General features: G+C 75.3%; 15 protein-coding genes. 6 read left to right on the top strand and 9 right to left on the bottom strand.

Annotation, left to right across the window (positions count from 1 at the left end; all coding sequences use genetic code 11):
• The first annotated feature begins 110 nt into the window (after positions 1–110).
• Positions 111–1,826, top strand: a complete 1,716-nt coding sequence (locus ACIPLC_RS11970; protein ID WP_400472834.1) for a GAF domain-containing protein — start codon at positions 111–113, stop codon at positions 1,824–1,826.
• Here ACIPLC_RS11970 and ACIPLC_RS11975 read toward each other — a convergent pair.
• The 4 genes from ACIPLC_RS11975 to ACIPLC_RS11990 form a co-directional block, all read right to left on the bottom strand.
• Positions 1,823–2,827, bottom strand: a complete 1,005-nt coding sequence (locus ACIPLC_RS11975) for an Acg family FMN-binding oxidoreductase (protein ID WP_400472835.1) — start codon at positions 2,825–2,827, stop codon at positions 1,823–1,825. The genes ACIPLC_RS11970 and ACIPLC_RS11975 overlap by 4 nt on opposite strands.
• 91 nt (positions 2,828–2,918) lie before the next feature.
• Positions 2,919–3,593, bottom strand: coding sequence for a response regulator (locus ACIPLC_RS11980; protein WP_400472836.1), 675 nt, complete (start codon positions 3,591–3,593; stop codon positions 2,919–2,921).
• Positions 3,594–3,734: 141 nt separating this feature from the next.
• Positions 3,735–4,337: a CBS domain-containing protein gene (locus tag ACIPLC_RS11985; RefSeq protein ID WP_400472837.1), complete on the bottom strand. Its 603-nt coding sequence runs from the start codon at positions 4,335–4,337 to the stop codon at positions 3,735–3,737.
• Between the two features lie 9 nt (positions 4,338–4,346).
• Complete coding sequence (locus ACIPLC_RS11990; protein WP_400472868.1) at positions 4,347–5,042, bottom strand: CBS domain-containing protein; 696 nt, start codon at positions 5,040–5,042, stop codon at positions 4,347–4,349.
• A 158-nt stretch (positions 5,043–5,200) separates the two neighbouring features.
• Between ACIPLC_RS11990 and ACIPLC_RS11995 the strand changes: the two genes are divergently transcribed.
• Positions 5,201–6,625: an MBL fold metallo-hydrolase RNA specificity domain-containing protein gene (locus ACIPLC_RS11995; RefSeq protein WP_400472838.1), complete on the top strand. Its 1,425-nt coding sequence runs from the start codon at positions 5,201–5,203 to the stop codon at positions 6,623–6,625.
• 52 nt (positions 6,626–6,677) lie between these two features.
• Positions 6,678–7,490 carry a universal stress protein gene (locus tag ACIPLC_RS12000; RefSeq protein ID WP_400472839.1) on the top strand — a complete coding sequence of 271 codons (813 nt, stop codon included), beginning with the start codon at positions 6,678–6,680 and terminating at the stop codon, positions 7,488–7,490.
• 40 nt (positions 7,491–7,530) lie between these two features.
• Here the strand turns inward: ACIPLC_RS12000 and ACIPLC_RS12005 are convergent, their stop codons facing one another.
• Entirely contained in the window at positions 7,531–8,214 is a 684-nt protein-coding gene (locus tag ACIPLC_RS12005; protein WP_400472840.1) for an HPP family protein, read from the bottom strand.
• A complete protein-coding gene (locus ACIPLC_RS12010; protein ID WP_400472841.1) occupies positions 8,211–10,943 on the bottom strand; it encodes a GNAT family N-acetyltransferase in 2,733 nt (910 codons plus the stop codon). Before ACIPLC_RS12010 ends, ACIPLC_RS12005 begins: the two co-directional genes overlap by 4 nt.
• A 250-nt stretch (positions 10,944–11,193) precedes the next feature.
• Here ACIPLC_RS12010 and ACIPLC_RS12015 point away from each other — a divergent pair, with 250 nt between their 5' ends.
• Entirely contained in the window at positions 11,194–13,554 is a 2,361-nt protein-coding gene (locus ACIPLC_RS12015) for a glycoside hydrolase family 65 protein (protein WP_400472842.1), read from the top strand.
• Between the two features lie 28 nt (positions 13,555–13,582).
• Here ACIPLC_RS12015 and ACIPLC_RS12020 read toward each other — a convergent pair whose 3' ends face one another.
• On the bottom strand, positions 13,583–14,200 hold the full coding sequence (locus ACIPLC_RS12020) for a hypothetical protein (RefSeq protein WP_400472843.1): 618 nt from the start codon (positions 14,198–14,200) through the stop codon (positions 13,583–13,585).
• A gap of 42 nt (positions 14,201–14,242) precedes the next feature.
• Positions 14,243–14,791 (bottom strand): universal stress protein, encoded by a 549-nt coding sequence (locus tag ACIPLC_RS12025; RefSeq protein WP_363623461.1) that lies wholly within the window; start codon positions 14,789–14,791, stop codon positions 14,243–14,245.
• Positions 14,792–14,985: 194 nt separating this feature from the next.
• Here ACIPLC_RS12025 and ACIPLC_RS12030 point away from each other — a divergent pair, with 194 nt between their 5' ends.
• Entirely contained in the window at positions 14,986–15,228 is a 243-nt protein-coding gene (locus tag ACIPLC_RS12030; RefSeq protein ID WP_400472869.1) for a DUF1918 domain-containing protein, read from the top strand.
• Positions 15,229–15,272: 44 nt separating this feature from the next.
• Positions 15,273–16,205 carry a universal stress protein gene (locus tag ACIPLC_RS12035; protein WP_400472870.1) on the top strand — a complete coding sequence of 311 codons (933 nt, stop codon included), beginning with the start codon at positions 15,273–15,275 and terminating at the stop codon, positions 16,203–16,205.
• 127 nt (positions 16,206–16,332) lie between these two features.
• Here the strand turns inward: ACIPLC_RS12035 and ACIPLC_RS12040 are convergent, their stop codons facing one another.
• Positions 16,333–17,199: a universal stress protein gene (locus tag ACIPLC_RS12040; protein WP_400472844.1), complete on the bottom strand. Its 867-nt coding sequence runs from the start codon at positions 17,197–17,199 to the stop codon at positions 16,333–16,335.
• Positions 17,200–17,322: the final 123 nt, after the last annotated feature.

Genomic DNA, 17,322 nt, shown 5'->3' on the forward strand with positions numbered 1-17,322 from the left:
GGGGCCCGGTCGGTCCTGTGACTGGGCCGATCGGCCCCTGCGTGTCCGGCACGGCCGGCCGGGCGGGCCTAGGCTGGTCAGTGGCGTCGGGCGAGCCGTGGAGGATTTCGTTGGGCAGCGCACCGGAGAGTCCCGCCCCCGTGCCGAAGCTGCGCCTGGACGAGTTGCTGGACGAACTCCAGGCCCGGCTGGACGCGGCCCGGGGCACCCGCGACCGGGTGCACAGCCTGCTGGAGGCCGTGCTGGCGGTCGGCCGCGACCTGGAGCTGGCCCAGGCCCTGCGGCACATCGTGGAGGCGGCGGTCACCCTGGTGGACGCCGAGTACGGCGCGCTCGGCGTGATCGGCGAGGACCAGCGGCTGTCGCAGTTCATCCCGGTCGGGGTGACCGGCGAACAGGTCAGGCGGATCGGCGCCCTGCCGTCCGGGCACGGGGTGCTGGGCGAGCTGATCCGCCACCCCGAACCGCTGCGCCTGGCCCGGATCTCCGACCATCCGGCCTCCTACGGCTTCCCGGTCGGCCATCCGCCGATGGGGACCTTCCTGGGCGTGCCGATCCGGATCCGGGGCAAGGTGTTCGGCAACCTCTACCTGACCGAGAAGCGGGGCGGCGGCGACTTCGACGCCGAGGACGAGTCCGTGCTCTCCACCCTCGCCGTCGCCGCCGGAGTGTCGATCGACAACGCCCGGCTGTACGCCCGGGCCCGGCGGCGGGAGCGCTGGCTGGAGGCGAGCGCCGAGATCACCAGCAGCCTCCTGTCGGGCAGCGCGGAGCAGGAGGTGCTGGACCTCCTGCTCGCCCGGGCCACCGAGATCGTCGGCGCCGACCTCGCCGTCGTCGCGCTGCCGCTGCCGGGCACCGGCGACCTGGAGGTGCGGACCGCCGTCGGTCTCGGCGAGCAGCAGCACCGCGGCCTGGTGCTGCCCGTGGAGGGCTCGTTCGTCGGCGCGGCCGTCCGCACCGGCGGCCTCGTGGTGAGCCCGGACGTCCGCAAGGACCCGAGGGTCACCGCCGGCCCACCGCGCTGGGAGGGACTCGGCCCGGCCGTCGCGGTGCCGATCGGCACCACCGCGCAGGGCGTGCGCGGGGTCCTGATGCTGGCCCGGGTGGCCGGCGCCCCGTTGTTCGAGGAGAACGAGTCCGGTCCGCTGCTGGGCTTCGCGGCCCAGGCGGCGGTGGCGATGGAGCTCGCCGAGCGGCGCCGCGACTCCGAGCAGATCGCGCTGCTGCAGGATCGTGACCGGATCGCCCGCGACCTGCACGACCTGGCGATCCAGCGGCTCTTCGCCACCGGGATGACGCTCCAGGGCGCCACCCGTTTCATCGACCATCCCGAGGCGACCGAACGCGTCCTGCGGGCGATCGACGACCTGGACGAGACGGCGAGGACGATCCGCGCCACCATCTTCGGCCTGCGGCTGCGCGAGTCCGGCCCGGCTTCGGCCGGGCTGCGCTCCCGGGTGGCGCAGGTGGTCGAGCACGCCACCCGGGCACTCGGGTTCTCCCCGGCCCTGCGGACGACCGGCCTGCTCGACACCGCGGTGCCGGCCGAGGTCTCGGACGCGGCCGTCGCCGTCCTGGAGGAGGCCCTGTCCAATGCCGCCCGCCACGCGAAGGCGGGCGCGGTCGACGTGTCGATCACCGCCGGGCCCGAGCTGACGCTCGTCGTCCGGGACGACGGGGTGGGTCTGCCCGACGGCGGCCGGCGCAGCGGGCTGGTCAACCTGGCCGACCGGGCCACCGCCCTGGGCGGCACCTTCACCGCCCGCAGCCGGCCCGAGGGCGGCACCGAACTGGTCTGGCAGGTCCCGCTGTCGACGGACTAGTCCAGCACGTGGCCGGCCGCCAGGCGAGGGGTGGGGGCGCCCTCGGGGCCGTAGCCGAGCCGGATCAACATCTGGACGAATCCGGGGCGCTGGCGCGGGTCGCGGGTCTCCCAGCGCAGGTAGGGCCATTCCATCGCCTGGTGCAGCAGGGAGGCCCGGACGCCGCGCACGGTGGCGGTGAGCAGCACGTGTTCCAGGGCGGTCCCGGCGCGCAGCCAGTCCGTCGGGGTGTCGTGCTCGGTGGTGAGCACGGCGATCCGCGGCTCGTGCTCGAAGGCGGCGGGGGCCTGGTGCTCTGCGGCCCGGAGAGCGGCGAAGTCCCGCATCGGCAGGCGGCCGTCCAGGTCCTGCGGGCCGAGCGCGGCCACCGGGATGCCGTAGGGCGGGGTGTCGCCGGTGCGGATCCAGTCGCGGCTCTCGGTGCGTTGGGCCCGGTCGGTGGTGTTGCGGCGCTCTGCCTCGGCGGTCAGTTGCAGCAGCCGGGAGGTCTCCGCGTGGTCGGGCAGGTGGAGCGTCGCCTCCTCGGCCCGGGCGGCCGTGGCCAGTTCGTCGAGGACGGCCGACGGGACCGGCTCGCCGGTGAACGGCGTGCGGATGGAGTGCCGGTGCCAGATCGCCTCGTACAGCTGCTCCGTGCCCGGGACCGGCGCCGTGGCCGGGGTGTCGAGCCGGACGGCGGCGAACAGGTCCGGCTCGGCCGGATCCGGCAGCAGCCGGACATCGGGCGCCCAGCCGAGGTGCCGGGCGGCGACGCGCAGGTTGAGCACGGCCGCGCCGACGGAGATGTGCAGCGCCCGGCCCTGCGGGTCGGCCGCCGGGACGGCCCGATCACGCACGGCCCGGACCTCCAGCGTCGAGGTCGCCGGTTCGAGCCGGAAGCGCCAGGGCTGACTGTTGTGGATCGAGGGTGCCGCGACCGCCGCGGAGACGAGCTTCTCCAGTGTCGTGGCATCGAGGGCGAGGGTGGGCATGGCCGCCTCCAGGTGTGCGTCGTCGGGCACGGCTGCCGGGTCACCTCCACCGTGCGGCCGGGCCCCGGGGCGGCGCTTGGGCCGTTCGGCTCAATCCGCGGGCCCACCCGGGCACCGGGGCTCAGTACGGGCGCTGGTGGTGTTGCTCGGGCTCTGCGTGGGCGGCTAGGACGGCGGCCTGGAGGCGGCGCTCGACGCCCAGTTTGGCGAGCAGGCGCGAGACGTGGTTCTTCACGGTCTTCTCGGCCAGGTAGAGCTCCTGGCCGATCTGGCGGTTGGTCTTGCCCTCGCCGACGAGGGCGAGGATCTCCCGTTCGCGGGGCGTGAGCCCGGCGAGGGCGGCGTCGGTCCCGCTCTCCTCGTGGTGACGCAGGCTCTCCATCAGCTTGTGGGTGGTGGCGGGGTCGAGCATGGACTGGCCCGAGGCGACCGTACGCACCGCGCCGACCAGGTCGGCGCCCTTGACCTGCTTCAGGACGTAGCCGGCCGCTCCGGCCATGATCGCGTCGAGCAGGGCGTCGTCGTCGTCGAAGGAGGTCAGCATCAGGCAGACCAGGTCGGGCATCCGGTCGCGGAGCTCTCGGCAGACGGTGACGCCGTCGCCGTCCGGCAGGCGGACGTCGAGGACGGCGACGTCCGGGCGAAGCGCCGGCACCCGGGCGAGAGCCTGCGCGCAGGTGCCCGCCTCGCCGACGACCTCGATGTCGGGCTCGGCTTCCAGGAGGTCGCGGACACCGCGCCGGACGACCTCGTGGTCGTCCAGCAGGAACACCCGTACGGGCTGGGGCGTGTCCATGGCCTGCTCCCTGGGTGCGCGGAGGGTGACACCACCGATTCTGCGCCGCCGGTCCACTCCGCGCACCGGGGCCGATCACCACCCCGCGCGGCGGCGGCCCGTGGGGGGCGGAGGGAACCGGGGCCACCGCCGCACCCCCGTTCAGGCGGGCGTGGCGAGCCTGAGTTCGACGCCGACCACGCCGGGTACGGAGCGCACCAGCCGTTCCAGGACGGGGGCGGTGACGGGGGCGGGCAGGCCGCCGGTCAGGGTGACCAGGCCGTTCTCGGAGCGGACGTCGGTGTCCGCCGCAGCGGCCGGCCCGAGGGTGGCGACCAGTTCGAAGCGGACCCGGTCGGCGAGTTCGCGGTCATCGTCGAGGTAGACCTTCAGCAGGTCGCCCCGGCTGACGATGCCGACCAGGTAGTCCTCCTCGTCGACCACCGGCAGCCGCTTGAGGTGGCCGCGGGCCATCGCCCGGCCGGCCTCGTTGAGCGGGCTGCCGGGGTGCACGGTGACCGCCGGGACGGACATCATCCGCCCCGCCGTCAGCGCGTCGGCGCGCTCGCCGTCACGGTCCCGGGCGGTGAGCAGGTCGGCCTCGGAGACCACCCCGACCACCCGGCCGTCCCCGGCCAGCACGGGAACCGCACTGACCTGCCAGCGCTGCAGCGTCTCGGCGACCTCACGGAAGTCCGCGTCGCGGCCGACGGCGACCACCCCGTGGGTCATCACGTCGGCGACGGTGCTCGGTGTGCGGGTCACGACAGCCTCCTACGGTGCTGCGCGGTAGGCGCGAGGGTGTTCGAACTGCTGACCGGTGTCGTCCTCGGTCCAGTCGAGCGTGGCGTGGACGGCGACCACGCCGTCCACGGCGCGGCACAGCTGCTCGGTGATCGGGACCAGGCTGCGGCGCGGGAGCCTGCCCGTCAGCGTGACCACACCGTCGTGCACCGCCACCTGGACGTCACCGGGAGCCAGCCACAGGGTCCGGCCGAGCACGTCGTGGTGGATCTCCTCCAGGATGGCCGCGTCGTGGCGCAGGAACACCTCCAGCAGGTCCCGGCGACTGACGATGCCGACCAGGCGGCCGATCTCGTCGACGACCGCCAGGCGCTTGACCCTGTGCCTGTCCATGGCACGGGCGGCCTCGGGCACCGACCAGCCGGGGCGGGCCGTGACCGCAGGGCTGGTCATCAGCCCACCGGCGGTCTCCGCCTCGGCACGGGCTCGGTCCTCGGCGTCCAGCCAGCGGCCCGGGAAGCGGCCCTCCGGATCCGGCAGCACGGCCTCCTTGCGGATCAGGTCCGCCTCGGACACCATGCCGAGCGGCCGCCTCTGGTCGTCGATCACCGGTATCGCGGTGATGTCGTTGCGGTGGAACAGCGCCGCGACCTCCTTGAACGGTGTGTCGGGCCGGGCGGTGACGACCTCATGGGTCATCACCTCGTTGACGCTGCGGTGCTGCATCATCCTCACTCCTCCTCCGGTGGTCCCGCCTTCACTGTCCGCCCGCCCCACGCCGCCGGACAGGGCCGGACGGTCCCTGTCACCTGGTCCGATCCGGCCCAGGACAGCACGGCCGGACGGCGCGACGATGGAAACCCCGAGTCCCGCTGGAGGCGGCCATGACGACGGAGAGCGGCGGACCCCGACCGCGGCCCCGACCGGGCCTGCTGACCTTCCTCGGCGGCGTGGGCACCGTCACCGGCAGCAAGTTCCTGGTCGAGACCGACCACGCCCGCCTGATGATCGACTGCGGCCTCTTCCAGGGCCTGGCCGAACTGCGCCGCCGCAACCGGCGCCCGCTGCCCCTGGACGCGGCCGACGTGCGGGCCGTGGTGCTCACCCACGCCCACCTGGACCACTGCGGCTACCTGCCCCGGCTCGTCCGCGACGGCTTCCGCGGGCCGGTGCTGACCACCCCCGACACCGCCCGGATCGCCGAGCTGATCCTGCGCGACAGCGCCCACCTGCTGCGCGAGGAGGCCGACCACGCCAACGAGCACGGCTGGTCCAAGCACCGCCCGGCCCAGCCGCTCTACGACGACGAGGACGTCGAGAACGCGCTGCGGATGTTCGACCCCGTCCCGCTGGACACCGACGTCGAGATCACCGCCGGCATCGTGCTGCGGCTGCACCGAGCCGGGCACATCCTCGGCTCCTCCTGGGCCCACCTCACCCTGGAGGACGGCCACACCATCGCCGCCAGCGGCGACCTCGGCCGCCCCGTCCACCCGCTGCTGCGCCCGCCCGAGCCGTTCACCGGCGCCGACGTCCTGCTGATGGAGTCCACGTACGGCCACCGGCAGCACGACGAGACGGCCGCCCGCGAGTGGTTCGCCCAGGCCTTGGAGCGCACCCTGGCCCGGGGCGGCACCGTCGTCATCCCGTCCTTCGCGGTCGACCGCACCGAGGTCGTGCTGCACCAGCTCGCCGAACTGCGCCGGGCCCGCCGGCTGCCGACTGCCGTGCCGGTCTACGTGGACAGCCCGATGGCCCTCGCCACCCTGCAGATCTACCGGGACGCCTTCGCGGCCGGCTCCGACCAGCTGCGCCCCGACGTCCTCGCCGAGGGCCCGGCCGCCCTGGACCCGGAGCCCTTCACCCTGGTCCGCTCGCTCCAGGAATCGCTCGCCCTGGACCGCGCGCACGGCCCCGCGGTCATCGTCTCCGCCTCCGGCATGGCCACCGGCGGCCGGGTCGTGCACCACCTGAGCCGGCTGCTGCCCGACACCCGCAACACCGTCGTGGTGGTCGGCTACGCCGCCGAGGGCACCCGGGCCCGGGACCTGGTGGACGGCGCCCGAGCGCTGAAGATGTACGGCACCTACGTCCCGGTGCGCGCGGAGGTCGTCAACGTCCCCGCCTTCTCCGCGCACGCCGACGCCGCCGAGATCATCGAGTGGCTGCGTCCCGCGCCGCCGCCCAGCACGGTCTACCTCGTCCACGGCGAGCCGGAGGGCTCGGAGGAGCTGCGCGACCGGATCGACCGCGAGCTCGGCTGGACCGCCGTGGTGCCGCGCTCGGGCGAACGGGTGCTGATCCGGTGAGCGACATAGCCTGAGGGACGGGGCCGATCGACACGGTGCGGAGGTGCCGTCGATGAACCGATTCGTCGTGGTGGGCGTGGACCCGTCGACCCGGAGCCGGGCCGCGGTCGACTGGGCGGTCGACGAGGCCTTCCGCCGACGGGCGGACCTGCGGCTGGTCCACGCCAGGTACGGCGGCACCGGGCCGGCCGAGGCCCAGCGCCTCGACGCGGAGTGGGCCCGGGTCGCCGCCCGCCACCCGGGGCTCACCGTCGCGGCCGAGCTCGTCGACGGTCCGCCGCGCGAGACCCTGGTCGGGGCCGCGGCGGGCGCGGAGCTGCTCGTGGTCGGCGACCGGGGCTCGGGAGGCTTCCCCGAACTGCTCGTGGGCTCGACCAGCCTGTACGCGGCCGCCCACGCGCCGTGTCCGATCGTGGTGGTGCACCACGAGCCGGTGACCGAGGGCGGCGTGGCGGTCGGGGTCGAGGGCAGGGAAGCGGAGGGCCCGGTGCTCGCCTACGCCTTCGAGGCCGCCCTACGGCAGTCCCTCCCCCTGGCCGTGCTCCATGCCTGGAGCTACCCCCCGCTGCTCGGCCCGGGCCACGAGGTCCCACCGGTCTACGAGGAGGGACACATCGCGGCGGAGCACGAGCGGCTGCTCGCCGAGGTGCTGGCGGGCTGGCGCGAGCGGTTCCCGGACGTCGCCGTCACCACGTCGGTCGTGCGGTCGGGGGCCGCGAAGGAACTGGTGGCGGCGTCGGCCGACCAGCGGCTGGTCGTGGTGGGCCGCCACGGCCGGCCGAACGGTCCGCTCGGCCGGCTCGGCTCCACCAGCCAGGCGGTGATCCAGCACGCCCAGTGCCCGGTGGCGGTCGTTCCGTTGTGAGCCTTCCCTTGCGAGCCTTCCGTCGTGAGCCGGGGTGCGGTCAACCGACCGGCGGAACGCCGTCGTCGAGGTCCCAGGCGAGGTGGTCGGCGAGGCCGGTGAGTCCCTCGATGCGGGCGATCTGGAGGCAGAGCGCCGCCGCGTCGCTGCGGGTGCGGGTGCGGCCGGTCACCGCGACCCGGCCGCGTTCGCAGCGGACGTGCAGCGAACTCGGGGCGACGCCGCTGCCGGGGGTGAGGGCGAGTTCGAGGGCCTCGGCCCTGATCTCCTCGTCGACGCGACGCAGGGCGTCCAGCAGGTCGTGCGAGGACAGCAGCCCGACCAGCCGGCCGTCGCCGTCCACGACGGGCAGGTGGTGCAGCGAGCGCCCGGCCAGCAGGGCCACCGCCTCGACGATGCCGGTGTCGTCCGTGACGGTGACGCCGGGGGAGGCCATCAGGTCGCGGGCGAGCAGTTCGCCCTCGCGGTCCTCCTCGGCGTAGGCGGCGAGGAGGTCGGACACGGCGACCACGCCGGTGACGGTGCCGTCCGCCGTCACCACGGGCACGATGCCGCGCCGCGAGGCGCTCAGCACGGCGGCGACGGTGGCGAAGTCGGTGCCCGGGGTGACGGCGACGCCGGGGCGGCTCATGCAGTCGCCGACCCGGGTCCTGCCGGGCGGTCGTGCGGAACCTGAGGCCGGGAAGGTGTCGGCCGACGTGCCGTCGAGGATGCTGTGCTTCACGGTGCCCACTCCCCCTCGGTGGCTGCCGGCCGACGCAGCCGCCGCAGGTAGGGGTCGAAGGACGGCCTCGGTTCGAGGCGGACCCGGGCGTCCACGCAGAGCGCGCCGTCGGGCCGGGCGATGACGGGGTTGAGGTCGGCCTCGACGAGTTCCGGGAGGTCGTCGGCCAGCCGGGACAGCCGGGCGAGCACGGACCGCACGGCGGCGAGGTCCACCGGGGGCGCGCCGGCGCCGCCCGACAGCAGCGGTGCGCTGTGGAGTTCGGTGACCATGGTGGTCAGGTCGCGTTCGCTGAGCGGGGCGAGCCGGGCCACCCGGTCGGCCAGGACGTCGGCGGCGGTGCCGCCCGCCCCGAGGACGACGAGCGGGCCGAAGACCCGGTCCTGGACCACGCCGGCGAGCAGTTCCACCCCGGGCGCCGCCATCGGCTGGACCACCGCCCCGGCCAGCTGAGGACCGAACTTCTGGGTGAACTCGCGGTAGGCACAGCGCACTTCGGCATCGGTGGCCAGGCCGGTGCGGACGGCGCCCAGCGCGCTCTTGTGCACCTGGCCGGGCCAGTACGCCTTCATGGCCGCCTTCCCCTCGTGCCCGAGCCGGCGCAGACCGGTGGCGGCGACGGAGGCCGCGTGTTCGTCGCGGGCCCAGACCGTGGTGGTCAGCGGCAGCCCGTAGGCCTCCAGCAGATCGGCGGTGGTCAGCGGGTCGAGCCAGCCGCCCTCGGGGTGGGTGGTGAGGTAGCCGTCGACCAGGCTGCGGGCGGTGCGCCGGTCGCAGTCCGGGGCTTCGGCGGGCACGGAGGGGGCTTCGGCGAGCCACCGGGCGCGGTCCCGGGCGTGCGCGAGGGCGCGGGCGGCGGCGAGGGTGTCGGAGTAGGCCGGCAGCATGCCGCCGTCGGCGCAGCCGCGGTAGCGCACGGGCACCTGCTGGTCGAGCAGCACGGCGGCGATCGGGACGCGTCGCCGGGCCGGGGCCTCCAGCAGGGCGCGCACCGGTTCCTGCGCGGGGGTGGCGCACAGCGCCGTCGGGGCCAGGCACACCAGGATCGCGTCGACGGCCTCCTCGCGCTCCAACGCGCGTAGGAAGAGGGCGAGTTCGGTCGGACGCACCGCCGCTGTGGTGTCCACCGGGTTACGGACGGAGGCGCCGGGCGGAAGCAGATCCCCCAGTTCCACAGGGAGTTCCGGCAGTTCCAGGCCCGCCTCGACGCAGGCGTCGGCGGCCAGGATGCCGATGCCGCCGGCGTTGGACACCACGGCGACCGCGCTGCGCGGAGCGGGCAGCGGCTGGGCGTGCAACAGGGCGGCGGCCTCGACGAGTTCCTCGATGCTCCGGGTGGCCGTGATGCCCGCCTGCCGGAACAGCGCCTCCCGGGTCACGGTGGGGGTGGCGGCGGCCGCGGTGTGCGAGGCGGCGCCCCGGCGGCCGGCCGTCGAGCGTCCGGCGTCGACGGTGAGCACCGGGATGGTCCGGGTCACGCGGCGGGCGGTACGGGCGAAGGCGCGCGGGCTGCCGAAGGACTCCAGGTGGAGCAGCGCCAGATCGGTCCGGCCGTCCGCCTCCCACCACTGGAGCAGGTCGTTGCCGCTGACGTCGTACTTGTCGCCGAGCGAGACGAAGCTCGACACCCCGATGCCCAGCCAGGCCAGCCGCGAGAGCAGCGCGATCCCCACCCCACCGCTCTGGACGGCCACCCCGGCGCTGCCCGGCCGGGGGAAGGCGCCGCCGAACTCGGCGTCCAGCCGGATCGCGGGTTCGGTCTGGGCCATGCCCAGGCTGTTCGGCCCGACCAGGCGGATGCTGTGGCGGCGGCAGGCGCGCATCAGCCGCCGGGCCTCCTGCGGCCCGAGCCCGGAGGTGAGCACCACCAGCGCCCGGACCCCGACGGCGCCGCACTCCTCGGCCACCCCTGGGACCGCGGCGGCGGGCACGGCCAGCACGGCGAGGTCCGGCACGGCGGGCAGCGCGCCGACGGACGGGTACGCGCGCTCGCCGCCGACCTCGTCCGCGTGCGGGTTGACCGCCCAGACCGGCCCGGTGAAGCCGCCCTGCCGGATCTTCCCGAGGACGGTCCGCCCGACCGACCCCTCCCGGCGGGACGCCCCGACCACCGCGACCGAGGCCGGGCGCAGCAGCGCCGCCAGGCTCGCCAGGTCGGCCCGGCGCCCGCGTTCGTCGACCGCGGCGCGGTAGCGCTCGTCCGTCTCCTCCAGCGGGACCCGGAGCCTGACCTCGCCGTGCGCGAAGCGACGCTGGACGGGCAGGCCGAGGTCGGCGAAGACCTTGTGCACCGCGCGGTTGCCGAACAGGGTGTCGGCTTCGAAAGCACGGATGCCGGCCGCCCGGGCGGCGTGCACGAGGTGCTCCAGGAGCAGGGTGGCGACGCCTCGGCCGTGCCAGTGGTCGGCCACCGCGAGCGCCAGTTCCGCCGTCTCCGGCGGGTCGTCCAGCGGTTCGCAGTCGGCCTCGCCGAGCAGTTCCTCCCCCATCCAGGCCCCCAGCGCCAGCAGGCCGGGGCGCGGCGGCCCGCACAGCCGGTCGGCGGCCTGCCCCGGCGCGTTGCGGCTGACCCCGAAGAACCGCATCCGACGGCTCTCCTCGGACATCCCGGTGGTGTGCAGGTCGAGCACCGCCTGGTGGTCCCGCGGGCCGAGTGGGCGGATCCCGACGGTGGTGCCGTCGGCCAGCAGCGCCTCGGCGGTGCTGCGCGGCGGATGAACGGTGGACATGGCGCGTCTCCTCGGCCCTCGCCGATCGGTCTCCTCCAGCCTCCACGCCCGGCCACGGCCACGGGAGGGCCGACCGGCCCCGCCCGCCCGGCCGACCGGCGGCCCGGCGGCCCGGCTGCCCGGCTGCCCGGCTGCCCGGCCGCGCACCGTCCGAGGGGCGGGCCGGTCGGGCGTTGCTCAGACTGGGGTCAGGCCGGTCGGCAACGGAGGTCTCGTCGTGGCAACGCACACACCGGCGGGGTACCCCGTCATGCCCGACCCCTGGACCCTCCGCTACCGGGGCTTCGACCCGGCCGAGGAGGGGCTACGGGAGGCGCTGTGCGCGGTCGGCAACGGCTACGTGGTCAGCCGGGGTGCCGCGCCGGAAGCGTTCGCGGACGGGGTGCACTACCCGGGGACGTACCTGGCGGGCTGCTACGACCGGGCGGAGTCGACGGTCGCGGGGCGGGTGGTGACCAACGAGGACCTGGTCAACTGCCCGAACTGGCTGCCGCTGACCTTCCGCCCGGTCGGCGGCGACTGGTTCGCCGGTCCGCCCGCCGAACAGACCGTCGAGCTGGACCTGCGCCGGGGCCTGCTGACCCGCACCGCCCTCGTGGTCGACGGCCAGGGCCGACGGACCCGGCTGGTCCAGCGCCGCCTCGCCAGCCAGGCCCGGCCGCACCTGCTCGCTCTGGAGAGCACGTTCACGCCGGAGAACTGGACGGGTGCGCTGGAAGTCCGCTCGGCGCTGGACGGCGCCGTCGCCAACACCGGCGTCGCCCGCTACCGGGGGCTGGCCGAGCAACACCTCGTCACGGCCGGCCAGGGCGTGGACGGCGACGGGCTGCTCTGGCTGGAGGCCGCCGCGGCCGGCTCGCCCCTTCGGATCGCCCTGTGCGCCCGGACCAGGGCGCGACGGGCCACGGTGACCGGCGAGTGCCGTGACGGCTGGACGGCCCACCTCCTCACCGTGCGGGCCCGGCTCGGCCGGCCGGTGACGGTGGAGAAGACCGTGGCCCTGCACACCTCCCGCGACCGGGCGATCGAGACCCCGCTGCACGCCTGTCGGCTGCTCGCCGCCGAGGCCGGGGGCTTCGACGACCTGCTGGCCGAACACACCGTGCGATGGGCGGAGTTGTGGCGCCGATGCCGGATCGAGGCGGACTTCGACGGCACCGGTCCGCTGCACCTGAACCTGTTCCACCTGCTCCAGACCTACTCCGAGCACTCGATCGACCTGGACGTCGGCGTCCCGGCCCGCGGGCTGCACGGCGAGGCGTACCGGGGACACGTCTTCTGGGACGAGCTGTTCGTCCTGCGGCTGCTCAACCTGCGCTTGCCCGAACTCGCCCGCGCCGTGCTCCGCTACCGCCACCGCCGTCTGGACGCCGCCCGCCAGGAGGCCCGCCGGATCGGCCTGCGCGGGGCGATGTACCCGTGGCAGAGCGCCAGCGACGGCCGCGAGGAATCCCAGCAGCTGCACCTGAACCCGCTGTCCGGCCGCTGGCTGCCCGACCACAGCCACCTCCAGCGGCACGTCGGCTCCGCGGTCGCCTACAACGTGTGGCAGTACTACCAGGCCACCGGGGACCGGGACTTCCTCGCCTCGGCGGGTGCCGAGACGCTGCTGGAGATCGCCCGGTTCTGGTCCTCCGCCGCCGTCTACGACCAGGGGCGCGGGCGCTGGTCGGTCCGCGGTGTGCTCGGCCCCGACGAGTACCACGACGCCTACCCGGGGGCCGACCGGCCCGGTCTGGACGACAACGCCTACACCAACGTGCTGGCCTCCTGGGTGCTGGCCCGGGCCCAGGACGCCCTGGACGTCCTGCCCGGCTACCGGCGCGAGGAACTGCTGGAGCGCCTCTCGCTCGACGCCCTGGAGCTGGACCGCTGGCAGGAGGTCGGCCGCCACCTCCACGTCCCGTTCCACGAAGGCGTCCTCAGCCAGTTCGACGGCTACCAGCGGCTCGCCGAGCTCGACTGGGCGGCCTACCGGCGCCGCTACCCCGACCTGCGCCGCCTCGACCGCGTCCTGGAGGCCGAGGGCGACACGGTCAACCGCTACAAGGCGTCCAAACAGGCCGACACCCTGATGCTCTGGTACCTGTTCTCCGCCCGCGAGGTCCGCGACCTGCTGCGGCACCTGGGCTACCCCGCCGGCCACGAACTGCTCCGCCGCACCACCGACTACTACCTGCGGCGCACCGTCCACGGTTCGACGCTCAGCTCCGTGGTGCACGCCTGGGTGCTCACCCGATCCGACCGCCGCGCCTCCTGGCGGTACTTCCGCGACACCCTGGCGGCCGACCTGCGGGACAGCCAGCGCGGCACCACGGCCGAGGGCGTCCACCTGGGCGCGATGGCGGGCGCGGTCGACCTGCTACAGCGCTGCTACACCGGTCTGGAGGTCCGCGAGGACGCTCTCTGGCTCGACCCGCACCTGCCGTCCGCCCTCGGCCGGCTGGACCTCGACCTGCGCTACCGGGGCCACTGGGGCCTCACGATCGCCGTCGACCGGCGCTCGGTCACGGTGAGCCTGCGCGAGGACCGCCAGGAGCCGGTCCTGATCCGCCTGCGCGGCACGCAGACGACGGTCCGGCCGGGCGAGACCCGCCGCTTCCACCTCTGACACCGGTCCGCCACCCGGCACCGCTCCCTCACTTCCGCCCGGACCAGAGCGGCTCGACCTGCTCCCAGGCGGGCTCCCAGTCCTCCTCCGCCCGCCGGTCCAGCGTGTGGCGGCGCAGCGCGAAGCCGCCCTCCGCCGCCAGCCCGAGCACGAAGACCGTGCCCAGGCCCGCCAGGGCGGCATCCGACAGGATTTCCGTGGCCGCCTTGGGCGCGCCGACCGGGTTCCCGGCGTCGTTCAGCCCGGTCGCAACGGCCGTCCCGGCGACCGTGCCCTCCGGCACCGGGACGACCCCGCCACCCGGCCCGACCGGGTACGTCCAGCGGGCCGGAGCGTGCGCCTGCGGGTTTCCCGCCCGCAGATCGTCCGACCGGGCCGCGCCGGTGGTGACGGCGGTGACGACGTGCCGGTGTCGGGCCACCTGCTGCGCGGTGTGCGTCTCGGCGCCGAACACCAGGAGCGCCGCCACCGAAGCCACCACGAACGTGGCGAGCATCGTCAACGCCAGCCCCGCGACCAGACGGCTGTACGCCCGGTCCACCGGGCGGCAGAGCGGATTGCCGTCCCGGCCGGCGGCCCGGCGGACGTGCTGGCGCAGGGACGTGCGCGAGGCCGGATGCCTGTGCGTGGTGGCTGCGACGGACATGACGCGCCTCCTCCCTGCCGGGGTGGCAGGTGCTGTCGTAGGTCAGTCTGCCGAACCCGCCTCTGTCTCCCGAGGGCCTGACGGCCCTGGTGACTGGCCCGAGGGGCCCCTCGCTGCGGGTCGCCCGCCCCCGACCGGGCCGGCCGCGAAGTCGCCACGGACGAGGACCACGGGGCAGTGGGCGTGCCGGACGCAGTACCGGGCGACCGAGCCGAGCAGCGCGCCGACGAAGCCGCCGAGGCCCCGGCTGCCGACCACCAGGAGTGCGGCCCCCTCGGAGAGCTTCACCAGGACCTCGCCGGCGCTGCCGTGCTCCACCCGCTGCCGCACGGCGGCCCCCGGGGCCCGGACCGTCTCCCGCGTCACCAGCTCGGCGAGCTCCGCCCCGGCGACGGCGTCGGACTCCTCCGGGGACACCGTGATGCCCCGTCCGTAGACGCCCGGCTCATCCCAGCTGGTCACCGCCTCCACGACGGCACCGGTCAGCCGGGCCTCCCCCAGAGCCCAGCGCAGCGCTGCTCGGGACGGGCGCGAGCCGTCCACGCCGACGACGATCCGCCGCTCACCCGTCGTCCGGTCGGTGCCGTTCATCTCGTTCGCCTCCGTGGGGTGCGGGCCGTCCGCCGCGCCTGCGCTCGCCCAGCACACCGTAGGTCGGGCACCGGCCGCTTGGGCCGGCGGGCCCCGGCCCGGGACCGTCCGGCCCCTGCACCACCCCACCCGCAGTGGTGCCATGGAGGTACGGACGGTCGGCCCGTCCAACGTACCGACCCTGGGAGGACGGCATGAAAGCCGCCGTGGGAGACCGCATCATCGTCCAGGGCACCCGGCCCGGAGCCACCAGGAGGGACAGCGAGATCGTCGGCCTGCACCACCCGGACGGCAGCCCGCCGTACGACGTGCACTGGTCCGACAGCGACCGGGTGACGGAGTACTTCCCCGGCCCGGACGCCCGGATCCACCACTTCCGCAACGAGCACGGGGCCGCCGCGCCCGTACCGCCCAACCCGCACCTCTTCGCCGACTGACGGGCCGAGGGGCCGGCCGGGGAGTCGCGGGTGGGGCCTCGGGCCTGCCTAGGGTCGGAGTCGGGGTCCGGTCACCGGGCCCGAGGAGGAGCCATGACACCCGTGCGTTCCGACGGCCCCAGCGCGATCCCGTCGTCCTCGGCGTCGACGCGCTCGACACCGGCCCGATGACTGCCGCCTGGGCCGCCGACGAGGCCGACCGCCGAGGCCTGCCGCTGCGGCTGGTGCACGCCGTACCGTCGCCGTTCCGCGAGTTCCGCGCCTTCGACGAGGGCCGGTACCACACGGCCCTGCGCCAGCGGGCCGACGAGGCGCTCGACGGGGCCTGCGCGGTGGCCCGGGAGCGGCACCCCGGGCTGGCGGTGACCACCGCCGTGGTCGAGGACGTCCCCGCCCCGGCGCTGTGCCGCGAGTCCGCCCACGCCACTCTGGTCGTGCTCGGATCCCGTCGGCTGCGCCGGGCCGCGGAGGTGCTGAGCGTCTACTCGGTGGCCGTCCCGGTGAGCGCGCAGGCCCACTGCCCGGCGGTGGTCGTCCGCGATCCCGAGCACGTCACCCAGGACCCGCCCTACGTCGTGGTCGGTGTGGACGGCAGCCCGTCCTCGGCGACCGCCGTGGACTTCGCCTTCGACCTCGCCGCCGAACGGCGTGCGGCGCTGCGCATCGTCTGGGTGTGGCAGCGCCCGCCGGTCGTCAACCTCGACGAACGCGACACCGAACGGATCCTGCGCCGGATGCTCTTCGAGACCACCGCCGGCCGGCGCGAGCTCCACCCCGACGTCGCCACGACCCACGAGCTGATGCGCGGCCACCCGGTCGAGAAGCTGGCCGAGGCCGCCGAACACGCCCTCGCCGTCGTCGTCGTCGGCCGCCGGGGGCACGGCGGCTTCACCGGGATGCGGCTCGGCTCCGTCCCGCACGGCCTGCTGCACCGCGCGCACTGCCCGGTCGTGACCGTTCCCTCGCCCCGGTACTGAACCCGCCCGGCGCCGGCAGCGGCCCCCGCCGGTACCGGCCGGGACGCGACAGGATCCGGGCCGACCACGTTCGTCGCGTCCCGGGCCGGGCCGACGCCCGGAGGGCCGGCCCGGCGCGTGATGCCGGTCAGGCCGCGTCCGCCCCGCCCACCGGTCGGACCACCGCCACCGGGCACATCGCGTACTGCAGCAGCGCGTGGCTGACGGAGCCCATGGCGAGTCCGTGGAAACCACCCTTGCCACGGGAGCCGACCACGGCGAGGTCGGCCCGCTCGGAGGCGCGGATCAGCGCGGCGCTCGGCCCGGAGCGGACCAGTTCCTCCTGGACCGTGACGTCCGGGTGGCGGGCCCGCAGGCCGACGAGCTGTTCACCCATCTCACGCCGGAGCCGCGCGGTGACCTCCCCGGGGTCCGCCGCCGCGGCGCCGGCCTCCGCGGTCGCCGGCATGCCCCAGGACCGCAGGACGTACAGCACGGCCTTGCGCAGGGACGCCTCCTCGAAGGCGTAGCCGAGCGCCGCCGTGGAGCCCGCGGAGCCGTCGGTACCGACCAGGATCCGGTCGTGCCCGCTGTTCACGTAGCCGACCACGACGACCGGGGCGGCCGCGTGCCCGACCACCTGGAGGCTGACCGAGCCGAGCAGCACGTTGCGCAGCCCGCCCTCTCCCCGGGCGCCGAGCACGACCGCGCTCGCGTGCTCGGCCGCGTCGATGAACACGGTCGCCGGACGTCCGATGATCAGCTCCGGTGACACGTCGAGGCCGGGTTGGCTCTCCGTCGCGATCGCCGCGGCCTCGGCGACGATGTCGGCGCCCCGGTCACGGACGTTGAGCCACATGCCGGGCGGGTGGAACGGGATGTCGTGCTCCCAGGTGGGCAGCACATGGACGACGCGCAGTCGGGCCCCGCGCAGGGCCGCCTCGTGGGCGGCCCACACCAGGGCGCGCAGGCTCCGTCCGGAGCTGTCCACACCGACGATGACTGGTTCGGTCATGGCTGGGCCTCCGTGATCCGGCCGTAGCGGTAGGTACCGGCACATGAGCGTGCAGGCCGGGCCTGGCAGGCCCCGCCCCGCTCTCCACGTGCCGCCCCCCACGGCCAGGCTCGCTCGCCCTCG

Origin of the sequence: Kitasatospora sp. NPDC086801 (genome assembly GCF_044745805.1) — a bacterium.
Taxonomy (GTDB): Bacteria; Actinomycetota; Actinomycetes; order Streptomycetales; family Streptomycetaceae; genus Kitasatospora.

Coding starts and splice junctions, on each gene's coding strand:
- ACIPLC_RS12040 (WP_400472844.1), bottom strand. CDS start 17,199: ATGACCGAACCAGTCATCGTCGGTGTGGACAGCTCCGGACGGAGCCTG.
- ACIPLC_RS12010 (WP_400472841.1), bottom strand. CDS start 10,943: ATGTCCACCGTTCATCCGCCGCGCAGCACCGCCGAGGCGCTGCTGGCC.
- ACIPLC_RS11980 (WP_400472836.1), bottom strand. CDS start 3,593: ATGGACACGCCCCAGCCCGTACGGGTGTTCCTGCTGGACGACCACGAG.
- ACIPLC_RS12020 (WP_400472843.1), bottom strand. CDS start 14,200: ATGTCCGTCGCAGCCACCACGCACAGGCATCCGGCCTCGCGCACGTCC.
- ACIPLC_RS12000 (WP_400472839.1), top strand. CDS start 6,678: ATGAACCGATTCGTCGTGGTGGGCGTGGACCCGTCGACCCGGAGCCGG.
- ACIPLC_RS12025 (WP_363623461.1), bottom strand. CDS start 14,791: ATGAACGGCACCGACCGGACGACGGGTGAGCGGCGGATCGTCGTCGGC.
- ACIPLC_RS12030 (WP_400472869.1), top strand. CDS start 14,986: ATGAAAGCCGCCGTGGGAGACCGCATCATCGTCCAGGGCACCCGGCCC.
- ACIPLC_RS11995 (WP_400472838.1), top strand. CDS start 5,201: ATGACGACGGAGAGCGGCGGACCCCGACCGCGGCCCCGACCGGGCCTG.
- ACIPLC_RS11990 (WP_400472868.1), bottom strand. CDS start 5,042: ATGCAGCACCGCAGCGTCAACGAGGTGATGACCCATGAGGTCGTCACC.
- ACIPLC_RS12015 (WP_400472842.1), top strand. CDS start 11,194: ATGCCCGACCCCTGGACCCTCCGCTACCGGGGCTTCGACCCGGCCGAG.